The organism is Streptomyces sp. MH60 (assembly GCF_002939385.1).
Lineage (GTDB): Bacteria > Actinomycetota > Actinomycetes > Streptomycetales > Streptomycetaceae > Streptomyces.
In genome coordinates this window covers 16534-30357 of sequence record NZ_MULI01000053.1, presented here as the reverse complement: position 1 = coordinate 30357, position 13824 = coordinate 16534, and the positions used below count along the sequence as shown (strand labels likewise).

The 13824-nt window shown below is 71.0% G+C and carries 13 protein-coding genes; 1 reads left to right on the top strand and 12 read right to left on the bottom strand.

The genetic code is table 11. The features are described 5' to 3' along the window. Positions 1 to 33: 33 nt before the first annotated feature. Positions 34 to 1263 carry a DUF349 domain-containing protein gene (locus BZZ08_RS26820; RefSeq protein ID WP_104634801.1) on the top strand — a complete coding sequence of 410 codons (1230 nt, stop codon included), beginning with the start codon at positions 34 to 36 and terminating at the stop codon, positions 1261 to 1263. 79 nt (positions 1264 to 1342) lie between these two features. Here BZZ08_RS26820 and relA read toward each other — a convergent pair whose 3' ends face one another. The 12 genes from relA to BZZ08_RS26755 form a co-directional block, all read right to left on the bottom strand. Next, positions 1343 to 3886, bottom strand: coding sequence for a GTP pyrophosphokinase (relA, locus tag BZZ08_RS26815; protein WP_104634800.1), 2544 nt, complete (start codon positions 3884 to 3886; stop codon positions 1343 to 1345). Positions 3887 to 4058: 172 nt separating this feature from the next. Then, entirely contained in the window at positions 4059 to 4607 is a 549-nt protein-coding gene (locus tag BZZ08_RS26805; RefSeq protein ID WP_104634799.1) for an adenine phosphoribosyltransferase, read from the bottom strand. Further along, the gene (gene secF, locus BZZ08_RS26800; RefSeq protein WP_104634798.1) at positions 4604 to 5725 is read right to left on the bottom strand and encodes a protein translocase subunit SecF; all 1122 of its coding nucleotides are present in this window, start codon (positions 5723 to 5725) and stop codon (positions 4604 to 4606) included. Before secF ends, BZZ08_RS26805 begins: the two co-directional genes overlap by 4 nt. Positions 5726 to 5728: 3 nt before the next feature. Continuing rightward, positions 5729 to 7546 (bottom strand): protein translocase subunit SecD, encoded by a 1818-nt coding sequence (gene secD, locus BZZ08_RS26795; protein WP_198601710.1) that lies wholly within the window; start codon positions 7544 to 7546, stop codon positions 5729 to 5731. Positions 7547 to 7681: 135 nt separating this feature from the next. Beyond that, positions 7682 to 8194 (bottom strand): preprotein translocase subunit YajC, encoded by a 513-nt coding sequence (gene yajC / locus BZZ08_RS26790; RefSeq protein ID WP_104634796.1) that lies wholly within the window; start codon positions 8192 to 8194, stop codon positions 7682 to 7684. 175 nt (positions 8195 to 8369) lie between these two features. Next, positions 8370 to 9443, bottom strand: coding sequence for a Holliday junction branch migration DNA helicase RuvB (ruvB, locus tag BZZ08_RS26785; protein ID WP_104634795.1), 1074 nt, complete (start codon positions 9441 to 9443; stop codon positions 8370 to 8372). A 47-nt stretch (positions 9444 to 9490) separates the two neighbouring features. Further along, positions 9491 to 10096 carry a Holliday junction branch migration protein RuvA gene (gene ruvA, locus BZZ08_RS26780; protein ID WP_104634794.1) on the bottom strand — a complete coding sequence of 202 codons (606 nt, stop codon included), beginning with the start codon at positions 10094 to 10096 and terminating at the stop codon, positions 9491 to 9493. Next, on the bottom strand, positions 10093 to 10659 hold the full coding sequence (gene ruvC / locus BZZ08_RS26775; protein WP_104634793.1) for a crossover junction endodeoxyribonuclease RuvC: 567 nt from the start codon (positions 10657 to 10659) through the stop codon (positions 10093 to 10095). Before ruvC ends, ruvA begins: the two co-directional genes overlap by 4 nt. A 109-nt stretch (positions 10660 to 10768) precedes the next feature. Further along, positions 10769 to 11521: a YebC/PmpR family DNA-binding transcriptional regulator gene (locus BZZ08_RS26770; protein WP_104634792.1), complete on the bottom strand. Its 753-nt coding sequence runs from the start codon at positions 11519 to 11521 to the stop codon at positions 10769 to 10771. 49 nt (positions 11522 to 11570) lie between these two features. Beyond that, positions 11571 to 12179: a pyridoxal 5'-phosphate synthase glutaminase subunit PdxT gene (gene pdxT / locus BZZ08_RS26765; protein WP_104634791.1), complete on the bottom strand. Its 609-nt coding sequence runs from the start codon at positions 12177 to 12179 to the stop codon at positions 11571 to 11573. 12 nt (positions 12180 to 12191) lie between these two features. Beyond that, positions 12192 to 13103, bottom strand: a complete 912-nt coding sequence (pdxS, locus tag BZZ08_RS26760) for a pyridoxal 5'-phosphate synthase lyase subunit PdxS (protein ID WP_104634790.1) — start codon at positions 13101 to 13103, stop codon at positions 12192 to 12194. A 122-nt stretch (positions 13104 to 13225) separates the two neighbouring features. Further along, the gene (locus BZZ08_RS26755) at positions 13226 to 13768 is read right to left on the bottom strand and encodes a hypothetical protein (RefSeq protein ID WP_104634814.1); all 543 of its coding nucleotides are present in this window, start codon (positions 13766 to 13768) and stop codon (positions 13226 to 13228) included. Between the last annotated feature and the right edge of the window lie 56 nt (positions 13769 to 13824).

Genomic DNA, 13824 nt, shown 5'->3' with positions numbered 1-13824 from the left:
AGCCCTCCGCAGGCATCATGTGGAGGAGGCGCTGTGAGCAGCGACCCGTGGGGCCGCGTCGACGAGACGGGGACCGTGTACGTGCGGACGGCCGACGGCGAGCAGGTCGTCGGATCCTGGCAGGCAGGCTCCCCCGAGGAGGCGCTGGCCTATTTCGAACGCAAGTACGAGGGCCTGGTTGTCGAGATCGGCCTCCTCGAGAAGCGGGTGAAGACCACCGACCTGTCGGCCAAGGACGCCCAGGCGGCCATCGACCACCTGCGCGAGCAGGTGGACGCGCATCACGCGGTCGGCGACCTGGAGGCCCTGCGGGCCCGGCTGGACCAGCTCGTCGCGCTCGTGGAGGCACGGCGCGAGGAGCGCAAGGCCCAGCGGGCCAAGCAGTCCGACGAGGCGCGCGGCGCCAAGGAGGCCCTGGTCACCGAGGCGGAGGAGCTGGCGCGCTCGGACCAGTGGCGGGCGGCCGGTGAGCGGCTGCGGTCCCTGGTCGACACCTGGAAGGGCCTGCCGCGCCTGGACCGCAAGTCCGACGACGAGCTGTGGCACCGCTTCTCGCACGCCCGCTCGGCGTTCTCCAAGCGCCGCAAGCAGCACTTCGCACAGCTGGACGCGCAGCGCGAGGAGGCCCGCCGGACCAAGGAACGGCTGGTCACGGAGGCCGAGGCGCTGTCGAACTCGACGGACTGGGGACCGACGGCCGCGCGCTACCGCGACCTGATGTCCGAGTGGAAGGCCGCCGGCCGCGCCCAGCGCGAGCACGAGGACGACCTCTGGAACCGCTTCCGCGGCGCCCAGGACGTGTTCTTCGCCGCCCGCAGCTCGGTCTTCGCCGAGCGGGACGCCGAGCAGGCGGAGAACCTGAAGCTGAAGGAGGAGCTGGCCGAGGAGGCCGAGAAGCTCGTCCCGGTCACCGACCTCAAGGCGGCCCGCGCCGCGTTCCGTTCGGTCAACGAGCGCTGGGAGGCCATCGGCCACGTGCCGCGCGACGCCCGGCCGAAGGTCGAGGGACGGATGCACGCGGTCGAGCGGGCCCTCCAGGAGGCCGAGGAGGCCGAGTGGCGCCGGACCAACCCGGAGGCACGCGCGCGTGCCGAGGGCCTGACCGGTCAGCTCCAGGCCGCCGTGGACAAGCTGCGCTCCCAGGTCGAGCAGGCGCGCGCCCAGGGCAACGACGCCAAGGCCGACAAGCTCGCGCGTGAGCTGGAGGGCCGCCAGGCGCTCCTGGACCAGGCGCTCAAGGGGCTGCACGAGTTCGGCGGCTGACGGTCGCGGACCGGACACGAGAGGGGCTCCCGTACGGCGTGTACGGGAGCCCCTCTCGTGTGTGCGCCTGTACGCCCGCCTACGACGGCCTGCGCGCCGACGTCACCCGGTACACGTCGTAGACGCCCTCCACGCCGCGTACGGCCTTCAGGACGTGTCCGAGGTGCTTCGGGTCACCCATCTCGAAGGTGAAGCGGGAGGTGGCCACGCGGTCCCGGGAGGTCTGGACGGCCGCCGAGAGGATGTTGACGTGCTGGTCGGACAGCACCCGCGTGACGTCCGACAGGAGCCGGGAGCGGTCCAGCGCCTCGACCTGGATGGCGACCAGGAAGACGGAGGACTGGGTGGGCGCCCACTCGACCTCGAGGATGCGCTCGGGCTCGCGGGACAGCGAGTCCACGTTCACACAGTCGCTGCGGTGGACGGAGACGCCGCTGCCGCGGGTGACGAAGCCGATGATGGGGTCGCCGGGCACGGGCGTGCAGCAGCGGGCCAGCTTGACCCACACGTCCTCGACACCCTTGACGACCACACCCGGGTCGGCGCTGGTCCGCCGCTTGCGGCCACGACCGTGGGCCGGCGGGACCGACTCGTCGATCTCCTCGGTGGCCGCCTCCTCGCCGCCGAGCGCCGAGACCAGCTTCTGCACGATGTTCTGCGCGGAGACATGGCCCTCGCCGATCGCCGCGTACAGCGCGGAGATGTCCGAGTAGCGCATCTCGTGGGCGAGCGTGACCAGGGAGTCGCCGGTGAGGATGCGCTGGATCGGCAGGTTCTGCTTGCGCATCGCGCGGACGATGGCGTCCTTGCCCTGCTCGATCGCCTCGTCGCGGCGCTCCTTGGAGAACCAGCCGCGGATCTTGTTGCGGGCGCGCGGCGACTTCACGAAGCCCAGCCAGTCGCGGGAGGGGCCCGCGCCGGCCGCCTTGGAGGTGAAGACCTCCACCAGGTCGCCGTTGTCCAGGGTCGACTCCAGCGGCACCAGCCGCCCGTTGACCCGTGCCCCTATGGTGCGGTGGCCGACCTCGGTGTGGACGGCGTAGGCGAAGTCCACGGGGGTCGCCCCGGCGGGGAGCGCTATGACGTCGCCCTTGGGCGTGAAGACGAAGACCTCGTTGCGGGAGAGGTCGAAGCGCAGGGACTCCAGGAACTCGCCGGGGTCCTCGGTCTCCTTCTGCCAGTCGAGCAGCTGGCGCAGCCACGCCATGTCGTTGAGGTGGTCGTCCTTGCTCTTGCCGGACGACTTGGGGGCGTCGGTGCGCACCTTGGAGGCACCGGCGACGGCCTCCTGCTTGTACTTCCAGTGCGCGGCGATGCCGTACTCCGCGCGGCGGTGCATGTCGAAGGTGCGGATCTGCAGCTCGACCGGCTTGCCGCCGGGCCCGATGACCGTCGTGTGCAGCGACTGGTACATGTTGAACTTGGGCATCGCGATGTAGTCCTTGAACCGCCCCGGAACCGGGTTCCAGCGGGCGTGGACCGTGCCGAGCGCCGCGTAGCAGTCGCGGACGGTGTCCACCAGGACGCGGATGCCCACCAGGTCGTAGATCTCCGCGAAGTCACGGCCGCGGACGATCATCTTCTGGTAGACGCTGTAGTAGTGCTTGGGGCGGCCGGTGACGGTCGCCTTGATGCGGGCCGACCGCAGGTCCTGCTGGACCTCGTCGGTGACGACGGCCAGGTACTCGTCGCGCTTGGGGGCGCGCTCGGCGACCAGGCGGACGATCTCGTCGTACATCTTGGGGTAGAGGATCGCGAAGGCGAGGTCCTCCAGCTCCCACTTGATGGTGTTCATGCCCAGCCGGTGGGCGAGCGGCGCGTAGATCTCCAGGGTCTCGCGCGCCTTCTTCTCCTGCTTCTCGCGCTTGAGGTAGCGCATGGTGCGCATGTTGTGCAGGCGGTCGGCGAGCTTGATGACCAGGACGCGCGGGTCCTTGGCCATGGCGACGACCATCTTGCGCACGGTCTCGGCCTGCGCGGCCTCGCCGAACTTGACCTTGTCCAGCTTGGTGACGCCGTCGACGAGCAGGGTGACCACGTCGCCGAAGTCGCGGCGCAGGTCCTCCAGGCCGTACTCGGTGTCCTCGACCGTGTCGTGCAGCAGCCCGGCCATCAGCGTGGCCGGATCCATGCCCAGCTCGGCGAGGATGGTGGTGACGGCGAGCGGATGCGTGATGTACGGATCGCCGCTCTTGCGCTTCTGGCCGCGGTGCCAGCGTTCGGCGACCTGGTAGGCGCGCTCGATCTGGCGCAGGGTCGCCGTCTCGATCTTCGGGTCGTTGCCGCGCACTATGCGCAGCAGCGGCTCCAGGACCGGGTTGTACGGGTTGGCGCGCTGCACGCCGAGGCGGGCGAGACGGGCGCGGACGCGGTTGGAGGAGCCGGAGCGGGCGGGCTGCCCGGCGGGGGCGCGGACCACCGGCGCGTTCTGCGGGCGCTCCGCGGGCAGCGTCTTGGGGCGCGGCTGCTGCTCCGCGGGCTTGTCGACCGGCGCGGAGGGGGCGTGCTGGATCGGCCCGCGTGTGTCGTTCTTCGCCTGGGGCGCGCTCGGCGCGGGCTTCGCCGCGGGCGCCGAGGCGGACTCGGGCTTTGCGGCGGTCAGTGGCTGGGCCTCGTCTGGCAAGAGGACTCCTCGTGCACGATCCGGGTCCCCCGGTCAGGCTCCGGATACCCCATGGTAGCGATCCTGCCCTCCAGGATCGCCTTCTGGCCAATGTGGGGGCTGTCAACCCCTGCAACGCCTGGGGCGGGCGCCGGATTCCTCCGGGCCCGCCCCAGGGTGCGGTGTGCTCGGTTCAGACCGTGAGCAGCGCCTTCAGCGGTGCCCCGGCCAGAGCGGGCTCCAGGCGCGCCCGCCCGCCGAGGAAGCCCAGCTCCATCAGCACGGCGAGGCCCGCGACCTCGGCACCGGCCCGCCGGATCAGCTCCAGCGAGGCCTCCGCGGTGCCGCCGGTGGCGAGGACGTCGTCGACGACCAGCACGCGGTCGCCCGCGCTGAGGTCCTCGGCGTGCACCTCGATCTCGGCGGAGCCGTACTCCAGGTCGTACGCCTGGCTGAGCGTGGCTCCGGGGAGCTTGCCCGCCTTGCGTACGGGGATGAAGCCGAGGCCCGCCCGCAGGGCCACCGGGGCGCCGAGGATGAAGCCGCGGGCCTCCAGACCGACGACCTTGGTGGCGCCGGTGCTCCCGGCGACCTCGGCGAGCGCGTCGGTCAGGGCGGTGAACGCCGCCGGGTCCGCCAGGAGCGGGGTGATGTCCTTGAACACCACGCCCGGCTCCGGGTGGTCGGGCACGTCCCGGATGCGGCTGAGGAGCAGCTCGGTGATGTCGGTCGTGCCGGTCATCGGCGCTTCCCCGAGGGACGGCCGCGGCCCCTGCCACGGGACGCGGGCTGGTTGCGGGGGCCGACGACCGCGGGTGCCGCGTCGTCCGGCTCGTCGGCGTCGTACGCCCCCTCGTCCTCCGCGGACTGCGCGGGCTCGCCCTTGGCCGTCGCCTGGGCACGCTTGGCGAGGACCCGCTTCCTGAGGGCCTTCATCTGCGGCTCGGCCTCCTTGAGGTCGGCGACGAGCGGCGTGGCGATGAAGATCGACGAGTAGGCACCGGCGGCCAGACCGACGAACAGCGACAGCGAGATGTCGTTGAGCATGCCGGCGCCGAGGACGCCGCCGCCGATGAACAGCAGGCCCCCCACCGGCAGCAGCGCGACCACCGTGGTGTTGATGGAGCGGACCAGGGTGCTGTTGATCGAGCGGTTGGCGATCTCCGCGTAGGTCCAGCGGGTCTGCTTGGTGATGTCCCGGGTCTGCTCCTTGAGGCTGTCGAAGACGACGACCGTGTCGTAGAGCGAGTAACCGAGGATGGTCAGCAGACCGATCACCGTGCCTGGTGTGACCTCGAAGCCGACGAGGGCGTAGATGCCCACCGTGATGGTGATGTCGTGGATCAGTGCGACGAAGGCGGCCAGTGCCATCCGCCACTCGAACGCGATCGCCAGGTAGATCACCACGAGGACCATGAAGATCCCGAGGCCCTGCCAGGCCTTGTTCGCGATCTGGTCACCCCAGCTGGGGCCGACCAGGTCGGCGTTGATCTTCTCCGCGGGGACGTCCAGGTTCTTGGAGAGGTCCTCCTTGATCTGGTCCGACTGCTGGGTGTCGGTGCCCGCGATCTGGATGCGGAGGCTGCCGTCGCCGAGCTTCTGGACGATCGCGTCGTGGCCGGAGGCCTCCTCCGACCAGGTCTCCGTCTGGGCGACCGAGGCGCTCATGTTCTTCGGGGTGGTGAAGACCGCGCCGCCCTGGAACTCGATGCCCATGTGCAGGCCGCGCACCGCCAGGCCGACGATGGCCGTGATGGTGATGAGGATCGAGATGCCGTACCAGATCTTGCGGTTCTTGACGAAGTCGTAGCCGACCTCGCCGTGGTGCAGTCGGGCGCCGAGTGTGCCGAGCTTCGACATCTCTCACGCCTCCTTCGGGTCGACAGGGCCGGCGGCAGGACGGGACGGACGGCGGGTGCGGCGCAGCGGTGGCTTGGCTCCCAGGGCCTTGGGGTCGAGGCCGGACCACTTGTGACCGCTGGAGAAGAACTTGCGCCGGGCCATCAGCGTCAGCAGCGGCTTGGTGAACAGGAACACCACGACCACGTCGAGCAGGGTCGTCAGACCGAGCGTGAACGCGAAGCCCTGCACCTTGCCCACCGTGACGATGAAGAGCACCGCGGCGGCGAGGAAGGACACGAAGTCGGAGACCAGGATGGTGCGCCGGGCGCGCGGCCAGGCCCGCTCGACGGCGGGACGCAGCGTGCGGCCCTCCCGGATCTCGTCGCGGACGCGTTCGAAGTACACGATGAACGAGTCCGCCGTGATGCCGATGGCGACGATGGCACCGCACACGGCCGGCAGGTTCAGCGCGAAGCCGATGGTCGGGCCGAGCAGCGCCATGATCACGTACGTGAGGCCGGCCGAGACCAGCAGCGAGCAGACGGCGATGAACGACAGGCCCCGGTAGTAGAACAGCAGGTAGAGGACGACCAGGGCGAGGCCGATCGCGCCCGCGATCAGACCGGCGTGGAGCTGCTCACCGCCGAGCGCGGCGGTGACGGTGGTGACGCTGTCCTCCTTGAAGGTCAGCGGCAGCGCGCCGTAGGACAGCATGTTGGCGAGGCTCTGGGCCTCCTCCTGGTCGAAGCTGCCGGAGATCTCCGCGTTGCCGCCGGTGAGCGCCTGGCTGACGTACGGGTCGGAGACGACCTCGTTGTCCAGGACGATGGCGAACTGGTTCTGCGGGGACTGGTTCTGCGCCAGCTTGCCGGTGATGTCCGCGAACTTCTTGCTGCCCTTGTCCGTGAACTTCATCGTCACGGTCCAGCCGGCGGCGGTCTGCGTGTTGTAGACGGCCTTGGCCTCGTCGACCTCGGTGCCGTCGACCGCGGCGGGGCCGAGGATGTACTTCTGCCACTGGCCCTGCGAGTTCTGGCCGCAGGCCACGGTCTGCTCGTCCGGCTTGGCGCCCTTGCCCGCCTTGGCGCGGGCGCCCTGGTCGGTGCAGTCCAGGGCCGCGTACTGCTGCTGCAGCTTGGCGGCGGCGTCGTCGCCGGGGGCGCTGGCGCTCGGGGACGGGGCGGCGCCGTCGGAGCTCTTCGCGGACGGGCTGGGGTCGGCCTTCAGGGCGTCGCTGGCGGCGCGGCCCTGGGAGGTGGCGCTCGCCGACGCGGAGTCGGACGGCGTGCCGCTCGCCTTGTCCCCGTCGGTGGCCTTGTCGCCGTCGGTGGCCTTGTCGCCGTCGGTGGCCTTGTCCGTGGCCTTGTCGGTCGCCTTGTCCGTGGCGCCGCCGGCCTCGCTCGGCGAGGGGCTGCCGGTCGCGTTGGCGCCGGAGAGCTCGGTGGCGAGGACCGGACGGAAGTACAGCTTGGCGGTGGTGCCGACCTGCTGCCGGGCTTCCTTCGAGTTCGTCCCCTTGGGGATGTTGACGATGATGTTCCGGTCGCCCTGGGTCTGGACCTCGGCCTCGGAAACACCCAGACCATTGACACGGCGGTTCATGATCTCGACCGCGGTGTCCATGTTGGTCTTGTTGATCGCCGACTCCTGGCCCGCCTCCGGCACCGCGCGGAGCGTGATGCTGGTGCCGCCCGCGAGGTCGATGCCGAGACGCGGAGTCGTGTGCCCGGAGGCGAACATGCCTCCGGTGAGCGCCACGATGGCGATCAGGATCAGGGCCAGCGAGCGCCCGGGCTTACTCTGAGCGCTCGCATTCTTTCCCTTTTTAGGTGCTACCACCTTTGTGTACTCCCTCTCGGGCCGCTTCGCGCCCAGAAGGCGTCACCGGCGGCCATCACATGGTGTCCGGATCCGTGCGAGCCGCGCGTCGCGCGGGGTGCGCGGGAACCCGTCCCGCGCACCCCGGGGCACGGCTTACTTCGCCTCGGAACCGCCGTCGGACTTCTTCGCCTGCTCGTCCGTCTTCGCCTCGGCGGGCGCGGCGTCGGCCTTCGGCTCGTCGGCCGTCTCTTCGGCGGGCTCGACGGCCTTCTTGCCGAGGTCGACGGACTTGTCGTCGGAGGCGGCGTCGGCGGGGGCGTCGGTCTCGGTGAGGGAGGAGGCGTCGTCGGGGACGACGTCCGCGTCGGACTTCAGGTCGTACTCGATGCCGTGGACGATGCGGTTGTACTCGTCGTCGGTGAGGACGGCACCGATCGAGTTCTTGGCGAAGAGCAGTTCCACACCCGGGCCGGCGTCGAGGAGGACCGTGTCGTCGTTGACCTCCTTGACCGTGGCGTACATGCCCCCGATGGTGCGGACACCGGTGCCGGGCTGCATCTCGCTCCGCATGTTGGCGGCCTGCTGCTGCTTCTTCTTCGCCGACCGGGTCATCAGGAACATGGCCCCGATGAGCACGATGAACGGGAGGAGGGTCACGAGACTCACGGGTCGGTACTTCCTTCACACGACCGCGATGGTGAGCGGCCTGATGGTTGGGGGTGTGTACACCGCCGACAAGGGCGGCATCGGCGGAGTCTAGGCGAGTCCGCGCGCATGGAACAACGCCCAGCATGGCACCGGGGTTCCTGCTCCGGCGAATGTGCCTCGCGTGAGCGGGTCGTCACGCCCCGAACAAGTCCTGTTGTCCGTTTCCTGAACTCTGCGGACGAGGCGGGGTGAGGCCGAGATGCGCCCATGCGGCCGGAGTGGCCACCCGCCCGCGTGGGGTGCGGGCGAGCAGACCCTCCCGTACGAGGAAGGGTTCGGCGACCTCCTCCACTGTCTCACGCTCCTCCCCCACGGCGACGGCGAGCGTGGACAGGCCGACCGGTCCGCCGCCGAACAGCTTGAGGAGTGCCTCCAGCACCCCGCGGTCGAGGCGGTCGAGGCCCCGGGCGTCGACCTCGTAGACGGCGAGGGCGGCCGCGGCGATCTCCTGGGTGATCAGGCCGTCGGCCTTGACCTGAGCGTAGTCGCGGACCCGGCGCAGCAGACGGTTGGCGATGCGGGGGGTGCCGCGGGAGCGGCCGGCGATCTCGGCGGCGCCGGCGGGGTCGATCTCCACGTCGAGCAGGCCGGCGGAGCGGTGGATCACGCGCTCCAGCTCCGCCGGTCCGTAGAACTCCATGTGGGCGGTGAAGCCGAAGCGGTCGCGCAGCGGGGGCGGCAGCAGACCCGCGCGGGTGGTGGCGCCGACCAGGGTGAACGGGGGCAGCTCCAGGGGGATGGCGGTGGCGCCGGGGCCCTTGCCGACGATGACGTCGACGCGGAAGTCCTCCATCGCCATGTAGAGCATCTCCTCGGCGGGCCGCGACATGCGGTGGATCTCGTCGAGGAAGAGGACCTCGCCCTCCTGGAGCGAGGAGAGGATCGCCGCGAGGTCGCCGGCGTGCTGGATGGCGGGGCCCGAGGTGATGCGGATGGGGGCTTCCATCTCGGCCGCGATGATCATCGAGAGGGTGGTCTTGCCGAGGCCGGGGGCGCCGGACAGGAGCACGTGGTCGGCGGTCGCCCCGCGCGCGCGTGCGGCACGCAGCACCAGGTCGAGCTGTTCGCGGACCTTCTCCTGGCCGATGAACTCACCGAGGTCCTTGGGGCGCAGGGCCGCCTCCACGGCCTGGTCCTCGCCGTCGGCGACAGCGCCCACCAGCCGCTCGGCGGCGGCCTCCGCGTCGGTCGTGTCGTCCCAGTTCACTTGATTCTCCTTGCCGTGGCGCACCGGGTCGGTGGTGGCGGGCGTGGTCAGCGGGCGCGGTTCAGCGTCTGCAGGGCGGCCTTGAGCAGCCGGCCCACCTGCGGCGTGCCCCCGGCGGCCTCGGCCTGCGGCGCCACGGCGGAGACGGCCTCGTCGGCCTCGCGGGTGGCGTACCCGAGGCCGATCAGGGCGGCGTGCAGCTGGTCGCGCCAGCCGGTGCTGACCGGGGCGCCGACGGCGGGGGCGCCGATGGGCTCGCCGAGCCGGTCCTTCAGCTCCAGGAGCAGCTTCTGGGCGCCCTTCTTGCCGATGCCGGGGACAGCGGTGAGCGCCTTCTCGTCGCCGGTGGAGACGGCTCTGCGCAGGGCGTCGGGCTGGTGCACGGCGAGCATGGCCTGGGCGAGGCGGGGTCCGACGCCGCTGGCGGTCTGGAGCAGTTCGAAGACCTGGCGCTCGTCGTCGTCGGCGAAGCCGTAGAGCGTGAGCGAGTCCTCGCGGACGACGAGCGAGGTGGCGAGCTTGGCGGGCTTGCCGAGCCGGAGGGTGGAGAGCGTGTTCGGCGTGCACTGGACGGCCATGCCGACGCCGCCGACCTCGACCACCGCGGCGTCGGGTGCGAGGGCGGCGACGGTGCCGCTGACGAAGGCGATCATGCGGGGCGGCCTTTCGACGGGTGGGAGGTCCGCGGGCGCTGCGGGCCCTGGGCGGTGTGCAGGGCCACGGCCTGCTGGAGGCGGTTCTGCGCGGGGGCGCGCCAGATGTGGCAGATGGCGAGCGCGAGGGCGTCGGCGGCGTCGGCCGGCTTGGGCGGGGCGGCGAGCCGCAGCAGGCGGGTGACCATGGCACCGACCTGCGCCTTGTCGGCGCGGCCGCTGCCGGTGACGGCCGCCTTGACCTCGCTGGGCGTGTGCAGCGCGACGGGGATGCCGCGGCGGGAGGCGCACAGGATCGCCACCGCGCTGGCCTGGGCGGTGCCCATGACGGTGCGGACGTTGTGCTGGCTGAAGACGCGCTCCACGGCGACGAACTCCGGCCGGTGCTCGTCGAGCCACCGCTCGATGCCCTGCTCGACGGCGACGAGGCGGTGGCCGAGGTCCGCGTCCGCGGGCGTGCGGACGACGCCGACGCCGATCATGGTGAGCGGCCGGCCCGCGACGCCCTCCACGACACCGACCCCGCAGCGGGTCAGCCCCGGGTCCACCCCCAGCACACGCACGTACCCGGCCCCTCTCGTCGATCACCTGTTTGTGCAGGCTATCGGGTGCCACCGACAACGCGACGGGCCGACGGAGTGTGTCCCCGTCGGCCCGCTGAGCAGGGACGCGTTACGCGTCGACCTTCTCCATGATCTCGTCGCTCACGTCGAAGTTGGCGAAGACGTTCTGCACGTCGTCGCTGTCCTCCAGGGCGTCGATGAGCCGGAAGATCTTCCGCGCGCCCTCCTCGTCCAGCTCGACCTGCATGGTGGGGACGAAGTTGGCGTCGGCGGACTCGTAGTCGATGCCGGCCTCCTGGAGGGCGGTGCGGACCGCGACCAGGTCGGTGGCCTCGCTGAGCACCTCGAAGGACTCGCCGAGGTCGTTGACCTCCTCCGCGCCCGCGTCCAGGACGGCGCCGAGGACGTCGTCCTCGCTCAGCTCGCCCTTGGGGACGATCACGACGCCCTTGCGGTTGAAGAGGTACGACACCGAGCCCGGGTCGGCCATGGAGCCGCCGTTGCGGGTCATGGCGACGCGGACGTCGGAGGCGGCGCGGTTGCGGTTGTCGGTGAGGCACTCGATGAGCACCGCGACGCCGTTGGGGCCGTAGCCCTCGTACATGATCGTCTCGTAGTCGGCGCCGCCGGCCTCCAGGCCGCCGCCGCGCTTGACCGCGGAATCGATGTTCTTGTTGGGGACCGACTGCTTCTTCGCCTTCTGGATGGCGTCGTACAGCGTCGGGTTGCCCTCGATGTCAACGCCGCCCATGCGCGCCGCGACCTCGATGTTCTTGATCAGCTTCGCGAAGAGTTTGCCGCGCTTGGCGTCGATCACGGCCTTCTTGTGCTTCGTCGTAGCCCATTTAGAGTGGCCGGACATCTGCCTGTCTCCTTCGCGTAACCCATCTCCTGCAACGAACGCAGGAATCCTACAAGGACCGAGCCGCCCGGTTCGCGCGCACCATGTCGGCGAACAGCCGGTGCACGCGGTGGTCGCCGGTCAGTTCCGGGTGGAACGACGTGGCCAGCGCGTTGCCCTGGCGGACGGCGACGATGTGACCCTCGTGCTCGGCGAGCACCTCGGCGGCGGCGCCCACGGACTCGACCCAGGGCGCGCGGATGAAGACCCCCTCTACGGGCTCGCCCTCGACGCCCTCGACGTCGACGGCCGCCTCGAAGGACTCGTTCTGCCGGCCGAAGGCGTTGCGGCGCACGATCATGTCGATGCCGCCGACCGTCTCCTGCCCGGAGCGCGGGTCGAGGATCTTGTCGGCCAGCATGATCATGCCGGCGCAGGTGCCGTAGACGGGCATGCCGTCCCGCACACGCGCGCGCAGGGGTTCCATCACTCCGAAGAGGACGGCGAGCTTGGAGATGGTGGTGGACTCGCCGCCGGGCAGCACCAGGCCGTCCACCTCGGCGAGTTCCTCGGGGCGCCGCACCGGCCTGGCCACGGCGTCGGCCACGGCCAGGGCGACGAGGTGCTCCCGTACGTCGCCCTGGAGCGCCAGGACACCGATGACGGGGGTGTCACTCATGGGTCCGGTGCCTTACCAGCCGCGGTTGGCGTAGCGCTCGGTCTCGGGGAGGGTGTCGCAGTTGATGCCGACCATGGCCTCGCCGAGGTTGCGGGACGCGTCCGCGATGATCTTCGGGTCGTCGTAGAAGGTGGTGGCCTTCACGATGGCGGCGGCGCGCTTGGCCGGGTCGCCGGACTTGAAGATGCCGGAGCCGACGAAGACGCCCTCGGCGCCGAGCTGGCGCATGAGCGCGGCGTCGGCGGGGGTCGCGACGCCACCGGCCGAGAAGAGCACCACGGGGAGCTTGCCCAGCTCGGAGACCTCCTTGACCAGCTCGTACGGGGCGCGCAGCTCCTTGGCGGCGGCGTACAGCTCGTTGTTGTCGCAGCCGCGCAGCCGGGCGATCTCGTTCTTGATCTGGCGCAGGTGACGGACCGCCTCGACGACGTTGCCGGTGCCCGCCTCGCCCTTGGAGCGGATCATGGCCGCGCCCTCGGCGATCCGGCGCAGGGCCTCGCCGAGGTTGGTGGCGCCGCAGACGAAGGGCGTGGTGAAGGCGAACTTGTCGCTGTGGTTGACCTCGTCGGCCGGGGTGAGGACCTCGGACTCGTCGATGTAGTCGACGCCGAGGGACTGCAGGACCTGGGCCTCCACGAAGTGGCCGATGCGGGACTTGGCCATCACCGGGATGGAGACGGCGCCGATGATGCCCTCGATCATGTCCGGGTCGGACATCCGGGCCACGCCGCCGTCCTTGCGGATGTCGGCCGGGACCCGCTCCAGGGCCATGACGGCCACGGCGCCCGCGTCCTCGGCGATCTTCGCCTGCTCCGGCGTGACGACGTCCATGATGACGCCGCCCTTGAGCTGCTCGGCCATGCCGCGCTTCACCCGGGCGGTGCCGGTCTCGGGTGCCTGGTTTTCGGAGAGGGTGCTGGACACGGGTACCTCGCTGAGGAGAAGGGGGTTTCTGCAGCAACGAGGAAACGTGAGGTGAGCAGGCCACAGCAAGGGCCAATGGGAAGGCTGTGGATCGTTTTCGTCCCCGGCGCCGGCGGTACGGCCTACGCCGCCCGCTCGACCAGGGCGGCCGGTGACTCGTCGTCCATCTCGAAGGCCAGCGGGAAGGGGGCGTGCCCGGCGAGGCGGAACCAGCGGACCTTGCGGTGCTCGCGCAGTCTGCGCGCGGCGCCCACCGCGTCGTTGTGGAAGCGCCGGGCCATCGGCACCCTCCGTACCGCTTCGGCCAGTTCGTGGGCGGCGGCCTCTCCCCCGGGCGCCTCGCGCAACACGTCCACCTGCTGCGCGTCGGCGAACACGGCGCGCAGTGCCTGGCTCAGCTCGCTCTCGGCGACCTCCCGCTGTTCCTCCTCGGCCTGCCGGGCGGCGTGTGCGGCCTCGTAGAGGACCATGGAGGCGGCCGGGTCGAGCACGCCGGAGGTGGCGAGTTCCTGGGCCACGGACGCCCTGCGCAGCAGCTGTGCGTCCAGGGCGGCGCGGGCGGCGTCGATCCGGGCGTGCAGCCGGTCCAGGCGGCCCGCCGTCCAGCTGAGGTACAGGCCGACGGCGACGAGGACGACCAGGATCCAGATGAGGGTTGCGGTCACGGGCCGCAACCCTATCGGTGGGCCGAGTGGCCCCGGTGCGTCCGTTGGGCCCCGTG

What these genes read in the sequence shown, in the direction of transcription:
- BZZ08_RS26770 (WP_104634792.1), bottom strand. Translation starts at nt 11,521, where the DNA reads ATGTCCGGCCACTCTAAATGGGCTACGACGAAGCACAAGAAGGCCGTG.
- pdxT (WP_104634791.1), bottom strand. Translation starts at nt 12,179, where the DNA reads ATGAGTGACACCCCCGTCATCGGTGTCCTGGCGCTCCAGGGCGACGTA.
- secF (WP_104634798.1), bottom strand. Translation starts at nt 5,725, where the DNA reads ATGTCGAAGCTCGGCACACTCGGCGCCCGACTGCACCACGGCGAGGTC.
- BZZ08_RS26805 (WP_104634799.1), bottom strand. Translation starts at nt 4,607, where the DNA reads ATGACCGGCACGACCGACATCACCGAGCTGCTCCTCAGCCGCATCCGG.
- ruvA (WP_104634794.1), bottom strand. Translation starts at nt 10,096, where the DNA reads ATGATCGCCTTCGTCAGCGGCACCGTCGCCGCCCTCGCACCCGACGCC.